Origin of the sequence: Halomonas sp. KHS3 (assembly GCF_000830495.1) — a bacterium.
In the GTDB taxonomy this organism is placed as follows: Bacteria; Pseudomonadota; Gammaproteobacteria; order Pseudomonadales; family Halomonadaceae; genus Vreelandella; species Vreelandella titanicae.
The window spans coordinates 447,149-466,846 of sequence record NZ_JWHY01000004.1 but is presented as its reverse complement, the minus strand read 5'-3'; the positions used below and the strand labels follow the sequence as shown (position 1 = coordinate 466,846).

The window sequence follows — 19,698 nt, the reverse complement described above, 5'->3', positions numbered from 1 at the left end:
GCGCTATACCCGTGGCGGCTGGGCATCAAGCTTTTGACCGTTGGTGCCTGCACTGTCTGGCCCCATAAGCCATAAGTAGGTAGGCATGATGTCTTCCGGGGTGCGTAGTGTGAAGGGATCCTCACCGGGGAACGCGGTACGCCGCATTTGAGTCCGTGTGGCACCCGGATTGAGTGAATTAACGCGTACCGTGGATTGGTTATCCAATTCGTCGGCCAACACCTCGACAAACCCTTCGGTGGCAAACTTAGAGACCGAGTACGCTCCCCAATAGGCGCGGCCTTTACGGCCAACGCTGGAGGAGGTGAATATCACCGATGCATCGTCAGACGCCTGCAGTAGCGGCAATAGTGCCTGGGTCATCCAGATGGGCCCATTGATATTCACCTGCATCACCTGCTGCCAGAGCTCAGGGTTATACTGCTCGAAAGGCGTGATGCGACCCAACAACCCAGCGTTATGCAACACCCCGTCCAAACGGCCAAACTCTTTATCCAGCGTTTCCGCCATATCATGAAAATCTTTTAGCGTAGCGCCTTCAAAGTTGAGCGGAAAAATCGCTGGCTGGGGGCCACCGGCCGCTTCGATTTCATCGTAAACGCGCTCTAACTTGGCAATAGTGCGCCCCAATAGAATCACGGTGGCTCCATGTTGGGCATAGCTCAAAGCTGCCGCACGGCCAATCCCGTCCCCTGCGCCGGTTACCAACACGATGCGATTTTCCAATAGGTTGGGCGCTGGTTGATAGTCGATCTTGCAGCTCATGCTGATTCCTTGAAGCAAAAGATATTAACTTGCTGATTGGCGTAAAAAGTCATTGGCAAGGCCCGCGGCACTGCTTTGCGGGTAGTCATCGCGCACTTGCTCGAGTAGCTCACGGCTGCGCTCTGCTTCGCCTTTACGTGCTTTCACTAAGCCTAGCTTATAGATCGCATCCGGCACTTTACTGCTGCCGCTGTACTCCTCGATCACACGGCTAAATGCCTGGTCGGCGGCATCCAGCTCGCCTTCTGCAGCATATAGCTCGCCCAGCCAGTAGTGACCATTAGCCGTTAGACTAGTATCAGGATGGTCGCTAACAAAAGCCTCAAAGGCCGCAATCGCCTCATCAAAACGGCGCGCTTGAACATGCGCAAAAGCCGCTTGGTAATCGGCCTGGGCGTCCTCACTGACATTGCGGCTCGAAGGCGCGTTGACAACTTCTTCAGCGGCCTCAGGCTCGACTGCTGGTGTTGACTGCTCAATCTGAGTTGGGCCGCTGCTCATCAGGCGGTCTTCAATATCGAGATACTGCTGCTGGGATTGACGACGCAGCTGTTCCAACTGGTGGCGTAACTCTTCAATTTGACCACGCAGCTGCTGGATCTCCTGCTGGTGCTCCTGCACCTGGTTAAACAATACCAGGTTACCGCTGGACGCTTCCTGGCGCTGCGTTTGCTGGTAAAAGCTGCTGTTGGAAGAGTTGGAAAGATCTTGAACGAGCGGCTGTTGAGCGGTGGCCGTTAGGGGCAATACGGACAGCGGGAGCACTATGGCTCCCGCACCGCACAGCCTCTCAACGTAACGCTTGAGACTGTGATTCATGATGACTCCGTAGACGTAAACGGCGTGCGATAAGCCGCACGCCGAATTCATCAGTGGTTAAGCATTCAATCGTTAAATGCTCAGTAGTTAAATACAACACGGCGGTTCTGAGCGTAAGCGCTCTCGTCTTGGCCATTGACAGCCGGACGCTCTTCACCATAGCTAACCACGCTCATTTGTGAAGGAGAGACGCCCTGAATATTCAAGAAGCGTTCTACCGCATTAGCACGACGCTCCCCTAGCGCCATGTTGTATTCACGGGTACCGCGTTCATCAGTATGCCCGTGGAGTACCACTTGAGCGTTCGGGTTAGCACGCAGATAGCGCGCATGAGCCATTACCACGGATTCGTACTCGCTCTTAATTGTATCGCGGTCGTAATCGAAATAGATGGTGCGTACTTCTGGGATGCGTGAATCAGCCTGCTGACCAGCGCCTGAACCAGAGGTGGAACCATACTGACTACCCGTGCCTGTACCCGAGGTGCTAGACCCAGTCGTGCTGCCATCCTGGCTACCGTACGAGTCACCGTCTTGGGTTCCGCCGGTGCTGGAACAGCCAGCGATTACCACGATAGATAGCGCTGCTGCTAATGAGCGAGCCAACGGTTTAAGTTGCATAATCAGACTCCTTGCCTGAAAACTGAAATTTTGATGTTAATCAATTTAAGAAGGGTGACCAAGCTGGATCACGAACATCGCCTTGTGCTGACGGCAGCCTGAATGAAGAGCGACCATCGGCAGAAACAGCACTTAGTACCCCACTGTTACCCTGCTGGGTAGCGAAGATTACCATGGTCCCGTTCGGCGCAACACTAGGAGATTCATCTCTTGTTGATTCACTCAATACCACTAAGCGGTCACCGCTTAGGTCTTGCCTTGCTACTTGATAACCACGGCTAGAGCGATGGATCAAGAATATTTGCTCGCCATCCGGCGAGAAGCGGCCACGCGCATTATAATTACCGGTAAATGTCAGGCGCTGGGCCTCTCCGCCACCCAGTGTATATTGATAGAGCTGGGGGCCGCCGCTACGATCAGAGGTAAACAACAGGCTGCGTCCATCCGGCGCCCAAGCGGGCTCCGTATCAATACTGTTGTTATTGGTAATACGTTCTACTGAACGGTTGGCAACATCCATAATGTAAATTTCAGGCTGGCCATCTTTAGACAGTGACATGGCGATACGCCGCCCATCCGGTGACCATGCTGGCGCGCCGTTAATGCCATCGAAGGAGGTCGCCTGCACGCGCTGGCCCGTCGCCACATCCTGGATATAGATCGCCGGACGCTCAGTCTCAAAGGAGACATAGGCGAGCTTGGTGCCGTCGGGCGACCACGCCGGTGACATGATCGGTTCATCAGAGGTCAATACCTGCTCACTACGGCGGCCATCGGCGTCTGCAACGTACAGACCAAACTGCATATCGTCACCGATACCTTGGGCCGTGACATAAGCAATTTTGGTGGAGAACGCGCCGCGGATATCAGTAATCTCTTCAAAAATTTGATCGCTGATATAGTGTGCTGCACCGCGCAGGTCATTACCCCTCACTGTCACGGTTTCACCGATCATTCGACGCTGACCACTGATATCCATCAGTTCAAACTGTAGTTCAAAGCCACCGTCAGTTTGTTCTGCCTGGCCGACGACCAGATAGCGCACGTCCAGCGAACGCCAGGTACCGAACTGCACATCGTCAGATTGGCTAGGCTGCTCAAACATAGCGCTGCGCGCCAAGGGGGCAAAATAGCCACTGCGTTCAAGGTCATCTTGAACAATCTGTGCTACATCTTCGGGCAGGCCGTCTGAACCGGCAAACGGCACGACACCAATCGGCAGCGCTTGATCGCTGCCCCGCGTGATCTCAATGGTTAAGTTAGCACTTGCCACACTGCTAAAAGTGAACAGCAAGCACAATAACCAAAATTTCTTTAACACTTGAGTTTGCATCAACGGACTCCCCCTGGGGAAAAGTTCAAAGTGATATTGCGTCGGATTTCACGCTGTTGATCTTCTGATAATTGTAGTAGCTCAGAAAACGGTGCCGCTTGCTCAACCGCCTGAATAATGGATTGATCAAAGGCACTATCGCCACTCGATGATGTTACGTTTACTAATAATACCTCCCCCGAAGGCCCCAGACGCACATTGACAGAAGCCCGCATACTATCACTTGATCCACCAGGAATTATCCAGGCTTGTTCAATAGCTCGTTTCATTATGTTGCTGAAATTATTTGCAGCCTGCTCAGCCTGCTGGGCATTGGCAGCTGCTTCGGCCTCACCGTCCAGTTGGCGCTGCATAGCCGCCTCGGCAGCTTCTGCGGCTTGGCGTTGGCGCTCAGCTTCTGCTTCACGACGCTGCTGCTCTTCGGCTTCACGCTGACGCTGTGCTTCGGCCTCTCGCTCTCGCTGAGCCTCCTCTTGCTCACGCAATCGCTGTTCTTCAGCTTCGCGTTGGCGTTCAGCCTCCTCCGCTTCACGGCGCTGCTGCTCTTCAGCTTCGCGCTGACGCTCGGCTTCTTCCGCTTCACGGCGCTGCTGTTCTTCGGCTTCGCGCTGGCGTTCTGCTTCTGCCTCTTCGCGTTGCTGCTGCTCGGCGGCTTCCTGCTGGCGTTGTGCCTCTTCCACTTCACGCTGGCGCTTTGCGGCAGCTTCCGCTTCGGCTTCACGTTCAGCCGCTTCAGCAGCCTGCTGTTCGGCCTGCTCAGCCGCTTCTTCAGCTCTACGTTGGGCCTCAGCTTCCGCAGCCGCACGTGCTTCTTCTAGCGCCTGCGCCTCGGCTTCCGCCGCCTGTTGGGCGGCTTCTTCTGCGGCTTGCTGCTCGGCTGCGGCCTGCTGTTCACTAGCTGAAGGCTCTTCCGGTGCATCAGGCTCGGTGGGGGCTTCAGCAGGCGCATTCATCGCCGCCTGTTCTTCCGTTGCTTGCTGCGCCTGGTCGGTAAAGGTTTCGGTGCTTACCAGCGTTGCCTGTACGATCGAGGAGCTGTCAGGTTCTGCGTCTCGATTAGGCAGGCTGATCAAGCTAAACGCTACAATCGCTACGTGCACACCTATCGCCAGAACAATCGGCCACTTATAGCCGACGTCTTGAGGATCGCGCGGGGATTTCAGTGCCATGTGCTGCGCCTTGCCCTTACCCATCTTTTGACGGCTCAGATAGCAGCCCCACATTAGCCACGCCAGCGCCTTGCAGAGTGCTCATCAAGACGACAATCTGACCGTAGGCCACATTACGGTCGCCGCGTACCATTACCGGTGTGCCTGGGCGACGCTCTATAATCGTTGTCACTCGTGAGGACATCTCATCCAGCGACACCGACGTGGAGTCTTCCCCAAGCGTGATGAAGTACCCACCGTCGCTATCAACCGAGATAATGATCGGATCATTATCCTCCTGGATATCAATGGGCTGAGAGGTGACTTGCGGCAACTCAACTTGTACGCCCTGGGTCAACATGGGCGCGGTGATCATAAAGACCACCAGCAGTACCAGCATGATGTCAATGAAAGGGACGACGTTAATCTCCGCCATTGGCTTGCTTTTGCCGCTACGATTGAATGGTCCTTGCATGGCTCTCTCCCTTAGCTGGCGCTCGGTTTGCCGTCACGACCTTGCAAATTGCGGTGCAGGATAGCGTGAAACTCTTCGGCAAAGTCTTCATATTTGCCCAGCAGGCGAGAAGACGAGTTGGATAGGCGGTTATAGAAAATCACCGCTGGAATCGCCGCAAATAGACCCATGGCTGTGGCAATGAGCGCTTCAGCAATCCAGGGAGCCACCGTAGCAAGGGTCGCTTGCTGAGTCAGTGATAGTGCCTGAAACGACCCCATGATGCCCCATACAGTGCCGAACAAGCCGATATAGGGGCTAGCTGAGGCTACCGTGGCAAGAAACACTAAATGCTGGGTTAAGCGATCCTCTTCCCGAGACCACGCTACGCGCATGCTACGCTGAACGCCTTCCAGCACGGTATCCGGGTCACGGGTTTTAGGCATCAAACGGTTAAATTCACGAAAACCAGCTTGAAAAATATGCTCGGCGCCGTGGCGCGGGTCATCGGCAGGAATCTCACGATAGAGTTCGTTTAAGTCGACACCTGACCAAAAAGACTCCTCAAATTGGTTGTACTCTTTCTTGGCGCGGCCCAGCGCAATACTGCGCTGAAAAATCACTACCCAAGAGAGGATCGACCCCACCAGTAGCAGCAGCATTACCAGTTGCACTACAGTACTGGCATTCATTATCAAATGGGGAATGGACATGGTGTTATCGTTCACAGGTGCCCTCATCAATCTATTAGGGTCGGGATTGCCGACGCAGTGAGTGACCTCTTGGTTAAGAGGCCTGGGTCAAAACTTTAAGCGATGCTGGCCATGCTTTTGGCCGTAAACGTTCGGTGCTCAAGCAGGCTATCTCGACTGTGGCAGAGCATAGGAGTTCCTCATTACGCCAAACCTGCTGTTCAAATGTCATCCGACAGCGCCCAACGTTGGTAACGTGAGCACTAATTTCCAACGCGTCATCCAAGTAAGCCGGTTTCGCGTAGTGACAGGCCAAGCGGTATACCACTAGCTGTGTACCTTCGTCTAGCAGCGTTTGCTGATTCAGGCCCAACTGGCGGAGCCATTCACTACGCGCACGCTCCATAAACTTCAAGTAGTTAACGTAGTAGACAATGCCGCCTGCGTCAGTATCTTCCATATAAACGCGCAGCGGCAGTCGATAACCTTCTCTTGTGCAGCTACTCACGGACGGCGCTCTCCTTCCATATCGGTTGCCTGTGCGTGGGGCACGCGCTCAAAGTGCAGCCACGCCTGGCGGGTGGCCACCCGGCCGCGGGGAGTGCGCATCATCAAGCCCTGCTGAATAAGATAGGGCTCAATAACGTCTTCGATCGTGTCACGTTCTTCACTGATCGCCGCGGCGAGTGAGTCAATACCCACCGGCCCACCGTCAAATTTATCGATCATGGCCAGCAGTAGCCGCCGATCCATATGATCCAAGCCGTGGTGATCCACATTAAGCATATTGAGAGCCGCATCAGCCATGGCGACATCGACGACGCCGTTACCTTTCATTTCGGCGTAATCCCGCACCCGGCGTAGCAGTCGGTTGGCAATTCGCGGCGTGCCCCTTGAACGCCTGGCCACTTCAATGGCGCCATCATGGCTGGTTTCAACGCCTAACAAGCGCGCTGAACGCGAGACAATTTCTGTTAGCTCTTCCAGGTTATAAAACTCAAGCCGCTGCACGATACCAAATCGGTCACGCAGCGGGGAGGTCAATAATCCTGCCCGGGTCGTGGCGCCCACCAGGGTGAAGCGGGGAAGATCCAGTTTAATCGAACGTGCCGCAGGCCCTTCGCCAATCATAATATCGAGCTGAAAATCTTCCATGGCCGGGTAGAGCACTTCTTCGACCACCGGTGACAGGCGATGAATTTCATCGATAAAGAGTACGTCGCCAGGCTCTAAATTAGTCAGCATGGCGGCTAGATCGCCTGCCCGCTCGAGTACCGGCCCGGAAGTCGACTTCATACCGACGCCCATCTCGGTGGCAATAATATGCGCAAGGGTCGTTTTACCTAACCCTGGGGGGCCAAATACCAGAGTGTGATCCAGGCTCTCTTCACGCAGCCGCGCGGCGCCGATAAAGATTTCCAGTTGTTCACGCACACGCGGCTGGCCAATATAGTCATCCAGCCGCTTGGGGCGAATCGCGTAATCAATGCGCCCCTCCCCCTGTTCAGGCTCAGCGGCGATCAGCCGATCGTGTTCTAACATAGGTGCTCTTCTTTATGGCGATTCAAAAGGTCTATTCACAAAGGTCTATCCACTACCCACAATTTCGTACTCACACCGCTGCCTGCTTAGCCACCCATGCGCTGGGTGAGCGCGGCTTTAATCAGCGCTTCGGTAGACTGATTGGGGTCAATATCGGCGAGCATTTTCGACGCCTCAGTCAGTTTATACCCCAAGCTAACTAACGCGGCTTCCGCATCGGCAAGACTATCGCGGGTAGAAGCACGGCCATTGGTGGCTTCAAGGGGCAGTAGCGCGTCGCTGCCATCTTCCCACTCGGGAAAACGGTCGCGCATTTCAATAATCAGCCGCTCTGCGGTTTTCTTACCCACTCCTGGCAGGGTTGTCAGCGCTTTGCTGTCGTCATCACGGACGCAGCGCATAAAGGCGTCTTCGTCCATACCCGACAGGATGGCGAGTGCAAGCTTGGGCCCTACGCCATTGACCTTGATCAAGGCGCGGAACAGAGCACGTTCATGCTCACGACCGAAGCCATAGAGTAAGTGGGCATCATCACGAATGGTTAAATGGGTGAATAATGAGACGCTCTCGTTAATCGCAGGAAGTGCGACCAGCGTATTCATTGAGGTTTCTAGTTCGTAACCTACGCCATGAACGTCGATCACAATCCAGGGAGGTTGCTTTGCCACTAGCTGACCACTCAGACGTCCAATCATAAATACGCTCGCACCGGAATGAAAAAAATAGAGTGAAAAACAGGTGATTACTATAAAGCGACTCTGTACAGGTGACCAGTAGTTCAGCCAGCGGTACAGCGGGAATTAAAGCCGCCAGCGTCCAGTTGAGCGACGGCGGCCCCGAGATGGCGCAGCGGGCAAGCCATGGCTGCTAAACACAGAGCCGTTATAAGCATGGGTTAACGCAATGGCTAACGCGTCGGCGGCATCGGCCTGGGGAGTAGCGGAGAGCTGCAGAATGGCGGTCACCATATGCTGCACCTGCTCTTTGTCCGCGCCGCCCTGGCCGGTCACCGCCTGCTTGATCTGCCGCGCGGCGTACTCGGCAAGGCTCAAGCCATGATTGGCCATACACACCATTGCCGCCCCCCGAGCCTGGCCAAGCTTCAGCGCTGAATCGGGATTTTTGGCCATAAATACCCGCTCAATGGCCACCTGGGAGGGTCGATGCAGGCCGACGACTTCGCTAAGACCGGCGTAAATTTGCGCCAAGCGCTGCTCCAAGGCCCCTTCTGCCGTGCGGATACAGCCACTCGCTACGTAGCAGGGTTTAACGCCAATAATGTCGATCACCCCGTAACCGGTTACCCGGGAGCCAGGGTCTATGCCCAAAATGCGAATGGGTACGACGGGCTTTTGCTCTTCCATGGCGTCGATACTCGTGTGACTAGAACATACAAAAACACCGACGCCGTGGCGTCGGTGTTGAGCAGCCATCCAAACCGATTTATTCGGCGGCGGGTTCCGCTTTGACTTTCTGACGTAGGCGGATGTTCAAATCTTTCAACTGCTCGGGGCTGACTTCGCCCGGTGCATTGGTCATCAAACAGGCAGCGCTTTGGGTTTTCGGGAAGGCGATGACTTCACGAATAGTCTTGGCACCAACCATCAGCATGACCAAGCGATCCAAGCCAAAGGCTAAGCCACCATGAGGCGGCGCACCGTACTGCAGTGCATCCAGCAGGAAGCCAAATTTCTCTTGGGCTTCTTCTTCACCAATGCCTAGAATCTCAAACACCGTGCTCTGCATGGTCTGATCGTGGATACGAATAGAGCCGCCGCCCAATTCGGTACCGTTGAGCACCATATCGTAAGCGCGTGAAAGCGCGTTGGCAGGATCGGCCTTGAGCTCTTCCGGTGTGCAGGAAGGCGCGGTAAAGGGGTGGTGCAGTGGGCTAAGGCGGCCGTTGTCGTCGGCTTCAAACATTGGGAAGTCGACTACCCACAGTGGCGCCCACTCTTGAGTATAGAGTTCCAGGTCAGCACCGAGCTTGACGCGCAGCGCGCCAATGGCTTCGTTAACGATTCGCGCTTTATCGGCACCGAAGAAGATGATGTCACCATCTTCTGCGCCCACGCGGTCGAGCAGCTCTTCAACGATGTTTTCCATAAACTTGACGATCGGAGACTGCAGACCTTCAAGCCCTTTGGCGCGCTCGTTGACCTTGATCCACGCCAAACCTTTGGCGCCGTAGATGCCGACAAACTTGGTATATTCGTCGATCTCTTTGCGCGATAGCTTGGCGCCACCGGGTACTTTCAGCGCCGCTACGCGGCCATCATCCGCGCTGGCGGGGCCAGAGAAGACTTTGAAATCGACTTGCTGCATCAGGTCGTCGACATCGGTCAGTTCCAGCGGGATACGCAGATCCGGCTTATCGGAACCGAAGCGGTCCATCGCTTCCTGCCAGGTCATGCGCGGGAACTCAGGGAGTTCGGCTTTTAGCACGTCCTGGAAAAGCTGACGAATCATGGCTTCGGTAATGCCCATGATGTCGTTCTCTTCCACAAACGACGCCTCGATATCAATCTGGGTGAACTCAGGCTGACGGTCGGCGCGCAGGTCTTCATCGCGGAAGCACTTGGCAATTTGGTAGTAGCGGTCAAAACCCGCCACCATCAACAGCTGCTTAAACAGTTGCGGCGACTGAGGCAGTGCAAAGAAACTACCCGCGTGGGTACGGCTAGGCACCAGGTAATCACGAGCACCCTCTGGCGTAGCGCGGGTGAGTACCGGCGTTTCGATATCCAGGAAGCCTTGGTTTTCGAGGTACGCGCGCACGTTATGAGAAATACGCGAGCGCAGACGCAGCTTCTCGATCATATCCGGGCGACGCAGATCGATATAGCGATGCTTTAAGCGCACTTCTTCGCCGACCTTGCCATGCTCATCCAGCTGGAATGGCGGAGTAACGGCGGTATTGAGCACTTCAACGTCTTTTGCCAACACTTCAATCATACCCGTCGGCATGTTGGCGTTTTGGGTGCCTTCTGGGCGCAGCCGAACGCGGCCAGTGATACGCAGGACAAATTCACTGCGGGCACGGTCGGCATTAGCGAATGCCTCGGCGGTATCAGGGTCGACCACGAACTGTGCGATGCCGTCGCGATCGCGCATATCGAGGAAAATTACCCCACCGTGGTCACGGCGGCGATGAACCCATCCGCATACCGTAACCGTTTGATCCACCAAAGTTTCGTTTAGCTGGCCGCAATAATGGCTGCGCATGTCAAATCCTGTTCTGTTACGTGGCAATGAGTGTGTCGCGGGCGTCCCGACCCTGACTGCCGCGGCTATGCCGCGGCGCCCTTGTCTTTGGGAGTAACGCTCTTAGCGGTAGCGCTGGAATCGCTTGATTTACCGGCATCTGCAGAGGCAGTTTTGCCATCAGCGGCCAGGTTCTTTTTGCTACCCGTTTTGAAATCAGTTTCGTACCAACCGCCGCCGGCCAAACGGAATCCCGCTGCCGAGACAAGCCGTTCCAAGCCATCACTTTGGCATGCAGGGCAATCCTTGAGAGGATCGGCGCTAATCTTCTGCAATTTTTCCATACGATGGCCGCAGGCCTTGCACTCATATTCATAGATGGGCATCTTAATGACTCCTAATAAGCTCAACCCTGACAAGCTTAGTTCTGACAGAACTGATTCTAACGACTCAGCTCTACGGAAACAGCTCTGACAAATCCAGTTCTATCTAAAAGACTCGTTCTGAAAAGAAAGAACAATGGCGAACACAAACGCTGCCAGGCTGCAATATGTGGCCTGTCGGGTTAAATTCCAAGGCTGCGGTTGATAAAGCGCCGCCATTATACCCTTTTGTGCCCCCTGACGAGCAAGGTTATACAGACCCCTGCGGTTAATGGAGAGAAGAAAATGCCCCATGCGGTGATACTGGATACGCAAAGTCTCGGCCCCGAGATCAATTTGGCCGCCATTAAGGAGGCGGTTTCAAACCTTGAGGTGTTTGAGCAGAGTACCACGCAACAAGCGCGGGAACGCCTTGCTAACGCCGATATAGCGATCGTAAACAAGGTCGTGCTGGACGCCGAAACGCTGCAGCAACTGCCAAAACTGCGGCTGATATGCGTATTGGCGACAGGCCTCAATAATATCGATCTTGAAAGTGCAAAAGAACACGACATTGACGTTAAAAACGTGGCGGCTTACGGCACCGCTAGCGTTTCCCAACACACTTTGATGCTCATGCTCGCGTTAGCCAATCGTCTTCCCCAATATCAGCGCGATGTTGCCGCAGGCGAGTGGCAGCGTAGCGCTTTCTTCTGCTTGCAGGATTACCCAACGCTCCAACTGGCAGGCAAACAGCTCGTCATGGTCGGGCAAGGCGAGCTAGGTACCGAAGTAGCACGCTTGGCGGAGGCCTTTGGCATGCAGGTCACCTTTGCCGCCCGCCCCGGCAACGAAGCTAATGATAAGCGGCCTGCCCTGGACGACCTGCTTCCCGATGCCGATGTTATCAGCCTGCACTGCCCGTTGAGCGAGGCCACCAAGCACTTGATCAACCGGGAGCGCTTAGCGCGCGCCAAGAACTCACTACTACTGGTCAACTGCGCCCGCGGCGGGGTTATCGATGAAGTGGCAGCGTTAGAGGCGTTGCGCAGCGGCAAGCTGGGTGGATTAGGCGTTGATGTGCTGCCCGCTGAACCACCCAGAGATGGGCACCCACTGCTGGATGCGCTCAGCGAGCCGCTAAACTTAATCGTCACGCCTCACAACGCCTGGATCACACCGGAAGCGCGCCAGAATATTGTTAGCCTGACAGCTAACAATATCCTTGAATGGAAAGGCGCCCAATAGAAACCTGCCGTCTCATCAGAGGCTCCCAATAGGCTTTACTGGGTGGCAAAGTGGCTCGGGGCGCGGCAGTTATCCAGCACCTCGAGCTCCACGTGGGTAACTTGTGCACCTTCTGAGCCCTGCCATAGCCATTCGCTTAGCAGCTTGACTGCGTCGGAGTGACCACACATCAACACTTCAACCCGGCCATCGGGCAAGTTTTTGGCATAGCCGGTGATACCGTGCTGAAGGGCTTTCTCTTGGGTAGCCCGGCGATACCAGACCCCCTGCACCTTACCGGTCACAAGGGCACGTACACAGCAATCACTCATACTTACCTCCTTACCTTGGCGCTTCTGAACGGAGTGTTAAACATACTCACGTTTGACAATCACTGCACTGTTACGCGGAATCAGCGGGCGGCCACGGCGTAGTAGCAATGAGCGGGTGAACGCCGCCCCAAACAGCAATATTAGTGAACTGTAGTAGACCCATAGCAAAATCATGACTACCGACCCGGCGGCGCCATAGGTAGATGCTGTAGCCGTATACGCCAGGTAAATCGCGATTACACTGCGCCCAATAGTAAACAGTACGGCAGTGACGACTGCGCCAATCAACACATCTTGCCAGCGCAACACAACGTCGGGAAGTACTTTAAAAATGGTGGCAAATAGTAAGGTGACCACAGCCAGCGAGACCAGCGACTCAACTGACGTTGTCAGTAAGCTGGCATAAGGCACCAGATTATCGGCGGCCTGGAGCATACCGCGCAAAACGACGCCTAATACCAGCGATACCATCAGTATAAATCCGATGGAGAGCACCACCGTTAACGATAGCAACCGGCTTTTAATAAAACGTAAAGCGCTATTAGAAGTGGGCTTTGCCGTTACGCCCCAAATGGTATTGAGCGAAAATTGCATCTGGGCGAAAACGGTTGTTGCACCGATCACCAATGCCCCAACACCTAGTAGCGTTGGCAGTAGACCGGACTCTTCAATCCTCGACTGAGCAACAGCCTGTTCGATAGCCACTGCTGCATCCATTCCTAGCGTGCCTTGTAACTGAGCGACTATTTGTCCGTGGGCAGCCTCTTCACCTAAAACAACACCGATGACCGTGACTGCAATAATAATCGTGGGCGCCAATGAGAAAAGCGTATAGAACGCTAGCGAACCTGCGTAGCTAAAGGCATTACGCTCCAACCATAGTGACGTGGCGTCTTGGACTACTTTCCACCAAAAGGTAGCGGCGCGTTTAATCATATTCACTCCCTGTGCTCTGGGTATCGGGGCTTTTTATAAGCGTTATCAACATCCTATTTTTCTAGCATACCTAACCACAGCGTTTAGCGCAGTTTTCTGGTAGGTTGCATCTCTGAGTTCACCAAACGCAAAAGGAAGCTTGAATGGCTACTGATACTTCGCGCCCCGCGACTGCCTGCGACTTCGACTGTTTGGTGTTTATTGGTCGTTTTCAGCCGCCACATCTGGGGCATCTCGCGGTCATTCGTGAAGCGCTCAAACGCGCACGACAGGTCATTGTGTTGGTAGGCTCTTCTTGGCAGGCCCGCTCACTGCGTAACCCCTGGCGATTCGACGAACGACAAGCCATGCTTCGCGCGGGATTTGACGACGCCGATAATCAACGCTTGGAGATCACCCCGCTACTCGACGCCCTCTATAACGACGATGTTTGGGTGCGCGATGTGCAACGCAAAGTGCGCGATTTAGCTGCACCTGCCAATGCTCGCCTACCACGTATTGGCTTGATCGGAGCCAGCCGCGGCCAGTCAAGCTACTACCTTTCACTGTTTCCTCAGTGGGAGTCTGTCAGCGTGCAGTCGGTGGAGGGGATTTCAGCCAGCCAAATACGTGAGCGACTGTTTCGCTCGCCGAGCTCAACGAATGACTACCTGAGTACCGGCGCTTACCACGATTTACCGCCAGGGGTGGTGGAGAGCGTCAAACACTTTTGCAATGAGGGCGCCTATCAGCGCCTGATCGAAGAGCAGCAGTTGTTGGATCAGTACCGTCAGGCCTGGGCTCACGCGCCCTACCCGCCTATTTTTGTCACGGTCAACGCAGTGGTCGTGCAGTCAGGCCATGTGCTGCTGGTACGACGCACGGCGGCACCGGGCAAAGGCCTTTATGCCCTGCCGGGAGGGTTTATTAACCCCCATGAACGGCTGCTGGATGCTTGCTTGCGTGAACTTCGCGAACGCATTCGCTTAAAGGTTCCTGAGCCTGTACTCAAAGGCTCGCTGCGTGGGCAACGCCTGTTTGATGAACCCCACCGCAGCTGGCGCGGGCGCACCTTGGCGGAAGCTTTCTATTTTGCGCTACGCCCCGATCAGCAGCTGCCACGCCTAAAGCCCGTTAAAGGCGGTGATCATGCGCGCTGGGTAGCACTTGCAGATCTCGAGCCCGACAGCCTGTTTGAAGATCACTTCTTCATCATTCAGAACTTTTTAGGGCTACCCGCAGATTTTGGCAGTAGCTAAACGTCAACAGGCCCTAGGCTTGTAGGAAATCCCGCGGCAGCTTCATCATCTGCCGCCATAAACGCTCTACGCCGGGCTTATGCACCATCGAGCAGCGATATAAGCGGATTTCCAGGGGGATATCCCAGCTAGGGTCGCCTGCCCTCACCAAACGGCCACTTTTCAGCTCTTCACGAATACAAAAGTCGGGGATCCATGCGACGCCAACGCCTTGTAATACCATTCCCTTCAGGCCTTCAGCCATGGCCGTTTCATATACCGTACGCAGCTTCATACGCAGCGGGTCATTTTTCAGCAGCATGCGCACACTGCGCCCTAAAAAGGCCCCCTGGGTGTACGAAAGATAGGGAATGGAGGTGTCGTGCTGGAGTGAAAACTTTGCTTTCCCATGCTCGTCGGGTAACGAAACGGGCAGCATATTGACCTTACCAATTGAGAAAGAGGGGAATACTTCAGCGTCCAGTTGCATCGTCGCAAAAGGGTCATAGTAGGCGAGCATCAGATCACAGTTGCCCTCTCGCAGCACATGTATTGCCTCGCCCACATTCATGGCCACCAAGCGGGTCGGCAACTCGCCCAAACCCTGCTGCAGGCGAGAGATCCAAGGCGGATAAAAACTCAACGCCAGGGAGTGCGCCGCGACAATATCCAGCGCCTCATTGGCGATAGAGAGACCGCGCAAATGGCTAAGCGATTCGTTTAACTGTTCGACCAGATTGCGCGCAGTAACCAAAAACAGCTGCCCTTCGGGCGTTAACCCGACGGGGGTAGTTGAACGATCTACCAAGGTGACATCAACGGCCTGCTCCAACGCGCGAATACGGCGACTAAAGGCCGGCTGGGTCACGTGTCGCTGGCGTGCTGACGCAGAGAAGCTGCGCGTATTGGCTAGCGCTACAAAATCTTCCAGCCATTTTGTTTCAAGATTCACCCCATGACTCCTTGTCTCACCCTGCGTTTGAGCATCTCGATTTTCCTTTTAGGCTGACGTATCTATTGAACCGGGGCCATTAAATAGGCCGCCCGCGAAACGACTTTCATCCATACCGGGCGCTGGTTAATTTCATCGATGGTGACACGCCGACAGTGAGCAAAGTCTTTTTCCAGCATCGCCTCGACGCAGGTAGCAAAATCACGACTTGGAATAAACGCGGTAATCTCAAAATTTAACCTAAACGAGCGATTATCCAAATTGACTGTCCCTACCGTGGCTGCTTCGTTGTCTACCAGCATGACTTTTTGATGTAAAAAACCAGGGAGATAACGGTATATTTTAACACCTGCCCTTAACATATCGGGTAGAAATGAGAATGCAGAGAGAAAAACCAGCAAGTGATCGGGGCGCTCTGGAATCATTACCCGAACGTCGACGCCGCGCATCGCTGCAAGCCGGAGCGCATCCTGAACTCCCTGGTCAGGGACGAAATAGGGGCTGGTCACCCACAGGCGCTGCTTGGCACTATGAATGACCTGCTGGACGAGCAGGCTGGCGGTGTCCTGACGGTCGGCGGGCCCAGAAGGCACGATCACCACATGATGGTCGGTGGCAGAGGATGACGTGTCGGCCATCCAGTTCAGGCTAATCACTTCATCCGTCGCCCAGTGCCAATCCTCCCAAAATGCCTCCTGCAAGCCCAGTACGCTGGGTCCTGCAAGCTTGAGATGGGTATCACGCCAAGGCCCGTGCCGTGGGTTCTCGCCGAGATATTCGACCCCAATATTAAAGCCCCCTATCCAGCCCTCCTTGCCGTCTATTACCGTTATTTTGCGATGGTTGCGAAAGTTAAGCTGAAAACGGTGCTTAAAGCCTCGCGATGAGCGAAAGGCACTCACGGCCACCCCATCGCTGATTAAATCATTGAGGTAGCTATCGGCTAACTTGCGGCTACCCACTTCATCGTAAAGAAAATAGACCCTCACGCCGCGCCGGGCAGCGCGCTGTAAATGGTGCTTCAAACGTTGGCCGAGGGCGTCGTTACGAACAATGAAGAACTGCACCAACGCATACTGTTCCGCACGGTCAATACCATCAAACAGGCTTTCAAACGTTGCTGGCCCATCAATCAGCAGTGTGGCTTGATTGCCATGGGTTAGCGGCATCATGGCAAGCTGTTCGACCGCCTGAATATCGGCATTGGTAGAGGGCGCAACGTAGGGTTGAACATTAGCCCGGTAACGCACTAGAACCCGGCGTAGAACGGTGTCCCGCTGACCGCGGGCAGATACATAGCCATAAAACCTTGGCCGCCCGAAAAACCAGTACGCTGGAAGCGCGACATAAGGGAAGGTCAGCAGCGAGATGATCCATGCCACGGCACCCTGGGAGGTGCGACTGGACATCAGCGCCATAATGGCTGAAACGATGCCAAGCAGGTGTATCAGTAAGATGCTGGTCCCTAGCAACCAGGAGGTCATAGTCACGTCCTTATAAAGCCCTCACATAGAACAAGGCCTCGCCGTCAGCGAGGCCCTTATGCGTCTAAAGCCTAATCAACCTTACCACTCCATTACGCCGATTGGGCAATAATCTCTTTCCACTTTGCAGGCCCGGTTTGATGTACCGATGTGCCCAGGCTATCAACGGCGACGGTCACCGGCATATCTTCAACCTCAAATTCATAGATTGCTTCCATACCTAAGTCTTCGAAGCCCACTACCCGCGATTTTTTAATCGCTTGAGCGACCAGATATGCCGACCCACCGACCGCCATTAAGTACACCGCTTCATTGTCACGGATAGCATCAATAGCGGCTTGGCCACGCTCTGCTTTGCCGACCATACCTAATAGGCCAGTCTCTTCCAGCATAGTGCGGGTAAATTTATCCATCCGCGTGGCGGTCGTTGGGCCAGCGGGGCCAACGACTTCGTCACCAATGGGATCAACCGGGCCCACGTAGTAGATAAAGCGACCTTTCATATCCACGGGCAGCGGCTCGCCTTTGGCCAGCATATCGACCATGCGCTTATGAGCAGCATCGCGCCCCGTGAGCAGCTTACCGTTCAACAGCAGCGTATCACCAGGCTGCCAGGTTTTAACCTCCTCAGGCGTCACCGTATCAAGATTGACACGTTTGACGTTTTCACCCGCCTCGCGAGTGATTTCCGGCCAATCCTCAAGCTTCGGCGGCTCAAGTACCGCGGGGCCAGAGCCGTCAAGCGTGAAATGGGCATGACGGGTCGCCGCGCAGTTGGGAATAATCGCGACGGGCTTGTTGGCCGCATGGGTTGGATAGTCTTTGACTTTAATATCCAGCACGGTGGTTAAGCCGCCTAACCCCTGGGCACCGATACCGCTCTTGTTGACCTTGTCAAACAGTTCTAAACGCAGCTCTTCGGCACGGTTGCTGGGGCCACGGGCCTGTAGATCCTGAATATTGATAGGATCGAGTAGCGCTTCTTTGGCAATCAGCATGGCCTTTTCGGCGGTGCCGCCGATGCCAATCCCCAGCATCCCGGGTGGACACCAGCCAGCGCCCATCTTCGGAAGCTGCTCCATCACCCAATCAACCACACTGTCGGAGGGATTCAGCATGGCGAACTTGGATTTTGCTTCGCTACCACCGCCCTTCGCCGCTACGTGAATATCGACCGTATCGCCGGGCACAATCGAGTGGTGAATAATCGCCGGGGTGTTGTCTTTGGTATTGGCACGCTTGCCGTCGGGATCCGCCAGCACCGAGGCGCGCAGGATATTATCGGGGAGCAAATAAGCGCGACGAACACCTTCGTTAATCATGTCGTCCAGGCTCATGTCCGCTTCCCAGGTAACGTTCATGCCCACGTGAACGAATACGGTGACGATGCCAGTGTCCTGACAGATTGGACGGTGCCCGGTGGCGCACATGCGTGAGTTAATCAAAATCTGTGCGATGGCGTCTTTGGCGGCAGGGTTCTCTTCGCGCTCATAGGCGGCGGCCATGGCGTCGATGAAATCTTTAGGATGGTAGTAAGAGATGTACTGCAGAGCATCGGCAACGCTTTGAATAACGTCGTCCTGGCGAATCACGGTCATGGACTAATAGCTCCTAGGTTATCGTCTAGTCAGCGGCTTCCCCTCCGCGCCCGCGGAGGTGCCGTCTTAGCGTGCTACCAGTATACCGTATTGGCACTTACGCAGCAGCAATCCCTGGCACCTATATGACTACTATGGTTAGGGCTTTAGTCGATGGTATCTCTTAAGCAAGATAACGGTATAACCCTACTCACGCCGACTGACAATATGGGCATAAATAAAGCCTGCGCGCCCCGACCCTTTTGCGCTCGATCACCGTTCCACAGCGGTGGCACTCTAGCCCTGCTCGCTCGAAAACCGCAAAACGCCACTGCCTGCGCGGCTCACCCGCTGCTTTAGCCTGAGCAATCCAGGCCTCACGATTAGTAACACCTGCGGCTTGGTAGGCTTGCCGGGTAACATCAATGATGCAGTCAGCCAGAGTTTGCTGCTGTTCTGGGGTTAAATCCACCGGTCGAGCGCTTGGCGGAAGCTGGGAGAAAAAAAGGATTTCAGAGCGCAAATAGTTGCCCAGCCCGGCGACCAACCCCTGATCGAGCAGCAGTGCCCCCAGGCTGCGTTTATGAAACTGCTTTAAATTCAGCCGCTGCTGCACATCGGAGGGAGCCACGTCTTGACTCAGTAGATCAGGGCCCAAGCGGGCTAAGAAAGGGTGTTCGGTGAGATGTTCTGCGTGCCAGAGGGAAATATCGGAGGCGCTATAGAGGCTGGCGCAGTGCCCTTCTGCGCTCAATCGAACCCGCAGCGCTCGCTTGGTATTAGGCGGCTTATCCTCGCTATGCAGCTTCCAAACACCATAAAGTTGGTTGTGGGAATAAAGCACGCGCTGATCGGCAAACCGGACCAGCATTGCTTTACCCCAGGTATCTACTCGGGCAACTCGAACACCAATAAATGAGGCTGCCTGCTCGGCAAGTTCTGGAAAGGCGAACCAGGCATCGTCGATCACCCGTCCACCTATCTGCTGCTCAATACGATCCGCCGCGCGGCGAATTTCTGGGCCTTCTGGCATA

Annotated in this window: 21 protein-coding genes; 2 read left to right on the top strand and 19 right to left on the bottom strand. The window is 54.9% G+C overall.

Annotated features, from left to right (window positions below):
* Positions 1–3: 3 nt before the first annotated feature.
* From RO22_RS12990 to RO22_RS12930, 13 genes are all read right to left on the bottom strand, one after another.
* A complete protein-coding gene (locus RO22_RS12990; protein WP_022523483.1) occupies positions 4–765 on the bottom strand; it encodes a YciK family oxidoreductase in 762 nt (253 codons plus the stop codon).
* Between the two features lie 24 nt (positions 766–789).
* A complete protein-coding gene (gene ybgF / locus RO22_RS12985) occupies positions 790–1,584 on the bottom strand; it encodes a tol-pal system protein YbgF (protein WP_022523484.1) in 795 nt (264 codons plus the stop codon).
* Between the two features lie 80 nt (positions 1,585–1,664).
* Positions 1,665–2,204 (bottom strand): peptidoglycan-associated lipoprotein Pal, encoded by a 540-nt coding sequence (gene pal, locus RO22_RS12980; RefSeq protein ID WP_009286695.1) that lies wholly within the window; start codon positions 2,202–2,204, stop codon positions 1,665–1,667.
* A 40-nt stretch (positions 2,205–2,244) separates the two neighbouring features.
* Positions 2,245–3,537: a Tol-Pal system beta propeller repeat protein TolB gene (gene tolB / locus RO22_RS12975; RefSeq protein ID WP_035537371.1), complete on the bottom strand. Its 1,293-nt coding sequence runs from the start codon at positions 3,535–3,537 to the stop codon at positions 2,245–2,247.
* Positions 3,537–4,706, bottom strand: coding sequence for a cell envelope integrity protein TolA (gene tolA, locus RO22_RS12970; protein ID WP_041158459.1), 1,170 nt, complete (start codon positions 4,704–4,706; stop codon positions 3,537–3,539). The genes tolB and tolA overlap by 1 nt, the downstream gene beginning before the upstream one ends.
* Before the next feature lie 16 nt (positions 4,707–4,722).
* The gene (gene tolR, locus RO22_RS12965; RefSeq protein ID WP_022523488.1) at positions 4,723–5,160 is read right to left on the bottom strand and encodes a protein TolR; all 438 of its coding nucleotides are present in this window, start codon (positions 5,158–5,160) and stop codon (positions 4,723–4,725) included.
* Between the two features lie 11 nt (positions 5,161–5,171).
* Positions 5,172–5,867, bottom strand: coding sequence for a protein TolQ (gene tolQ, locus RO22_RS12960; RefSeq protein ID WP_007114222.1), 696 nt, complete (start codon positions 5,865–5,867; stop codon positions 5,172–5,174).
* A 58-nt stretch (positions 5,868–5,925) separates the two neighbouring features.
* A complete protein-coding gene (ybgC, locus tag RO22_RS12955; RefSeq protein WP_009286692.1) occupies positions 5,926–6,339 on the bottom strand; it encodes a tol-pal system-associated acyl-CoA thioesterase in 414 nt (137 codons plus the stop codon).
* Positions 6,336–7,373 (bottom strand): Holliday junction branch migration DNA helicase RuvB, encoded by a 1,038-nt coding sequence (gene ruvB / locus RO22_RS12950; protein WP_009286691.1) that lies wholly within the window; start codon positions 7,371–7,373, stop codon positions 6,336–6,338. The genes ybgC and ruvB overlap by 4 nt, the downstream gene beginning before the upstream one ends.
* Positions 7,374–7,459: 86 nt before the next feature.
* The gene (gene ruvA, locus RO22_RS12945; RefSeq protein ID WP_009286690.1) at positions 7,460–8,068 is read right to left on the bottom strand and encodes a Holliday junction branch migration protein RuvA; all 609 of its coding nucleotides are present in this window, start codon (positions 8,066–8,068) and stop codon (positions 7,460–7,462) included.
* Between the two features lie 105 nt (positions 8,069–8,173).
* Positions 8,174–8,737, bottom strand: a complete 564-nt coding sequence (gene ruvC, locus RO22_RS12940; RefSeq protein WP_027959417.1) for a crossover junction endodeoxyribonuclease RuvC — start codon at positions 8,735–8,737, stop codon at positions 8,174–8,176.
* A gap of 79 nt (positions 8,738–8,816) precedes the next feature.
* Positions 8,817–10,598 carry an aspartate--tRNA ligase gene (gene aspS / locus RO22_RS12935; RefSeq protein WP_039858484.1) on the bottom strand — a complete coding sequence of 594 codons (1,782 nt, stop codon included), beginning with the start codon at positions 10,596–10,598 and terminating at the stop codon, positions 8,817–8,819.
* A 65-nt stretch (positions 10,599–10,663) separates the two neighbouring features.
* A complete protein-coding gene (locus RO22_RS12930; RefSeq protein WP_027959416.1) occupies positions 10,664–10,963 on the bottom strand; it encodes an FmdB family zinc ribbon protein in 300 nt (99 codons plus the stop codon).
* 282 nt (positions 10,964–11,245) lie between these two features.
* Here RO22_RS12930 and RO22_RS12925 point away from each other — a divergent pair, with 282 nt between their 5' ends.
* Positions 11,246–12,187, top strand: coding sequence for a D-2-hydroxyacid dehydrogenase (locus tag RO22_RS12925; RefSeq protein WP_039858482.1), 942 nt, complete (start codon positions 11,246–11,248; stop codon positions 12,185–12,187).
* Positions 12,188–12,222: 35 nt separating this feature from the next.
* On the opposite strand, the gene RO22_RS12920 is transcribed toward RO22_RS12925, so the two are convergent.
* Positions 12,223–12,498 (bottom strand): acylphosphatase, encoded by a 276-nt coding sequence (locus RO22_RS12920; RefSeq protein WP_022523494.1) that lies wholly within the window; start codon positions 12,496–12,498, stop codon positions 12,223–12,225.
* Positions 12,499–12,534: 36 nt separating this feature from the next.
* The gene (locus RO22_RS12915) at positions 12,535–13,434 is read right to left on the bottom strand and encodes a YihY/virulence factor BrkB family protein (protein WP_039858480.1); all 900 of its coding nucleotides are present in this window, start codon (positions 13,432–13,434) and stop codon (positions 12,535–12,537) included.
* 143 nt (positions 13,435–13,577) lie between these two features.
* Here RO22_RS12915 and RO22_RS12910 point away from each other — a divergent pair, with 143 nt between their 5' ends.
* A complete protein-coding gene (locus RO22_RS12910) occupies positions 13,578–14,672 on the top strand; it encodes a bifunctional nicotinamide-nucleotide adenylyltransferase/Nudix hydroxylase (protein ID WP_039858478.1) in 1,095 nt (364 codons plus the stop codon).
* Between the two features lie 13 nt (positions 14,673–14,685).
* Here the strand turns inward: RO22_RS12910 and RO22_RS12905 are convergent, their stop codons facing one another.
* The 4 genes from RO22_RS12905 to nei form a co-directional block, all read right to left on the bottom strand.
* Positions 14,686–15,603, bottom strand: coding sequence for a LysR substrate-binding domain-containing protein (locus RO22_RS12905; protein ID WP_009286686.1), 918 nt, complete (start codon positions 15,601–15,603; stop codon positions 14,686–14,688).
* A 62-nt stretch (positions 15,604–15,665) separates the two neighbouring features.
* Positions 15,666–17,087: a cardiolipin synthase gene (gene cls, locus RO22_RS12900; RefSeq protein WP_039858476.1), complete on the bottom strand. Its 1,422-nt coding sequence runs from the start codon at positions 17,085–17,087 to the stop codon at positions 15,666–15,668.
* Positions 17,088–17,179: 92 nt separating this feature from the next.
* Positions 17,180–18,685 (bottom strand): fumarate hydratase, encoded by a 1,506-nt coding sequence (locus RO22_RS12895; RefSeq protein WP_022523498.1) that lies wholly within the window; start codon positions 18,683–18,685, stop codon positions 17,180–17,182.
* Between the two features lie 190 nt (positions 18,686–18,875).
* Positions 18,876–19,697, bottom strand: coding sequence for an endonuclease VIII (gene nei, locus RO22_RS12890; RefSeq protein ID WP_041158458.1), 822 nt, complete (start codon positions 19,695–19,697; stop codon positions 18,876–18,878).
* Between the last annotated feature and the right edge of the window lies 1 nt (position 19,698).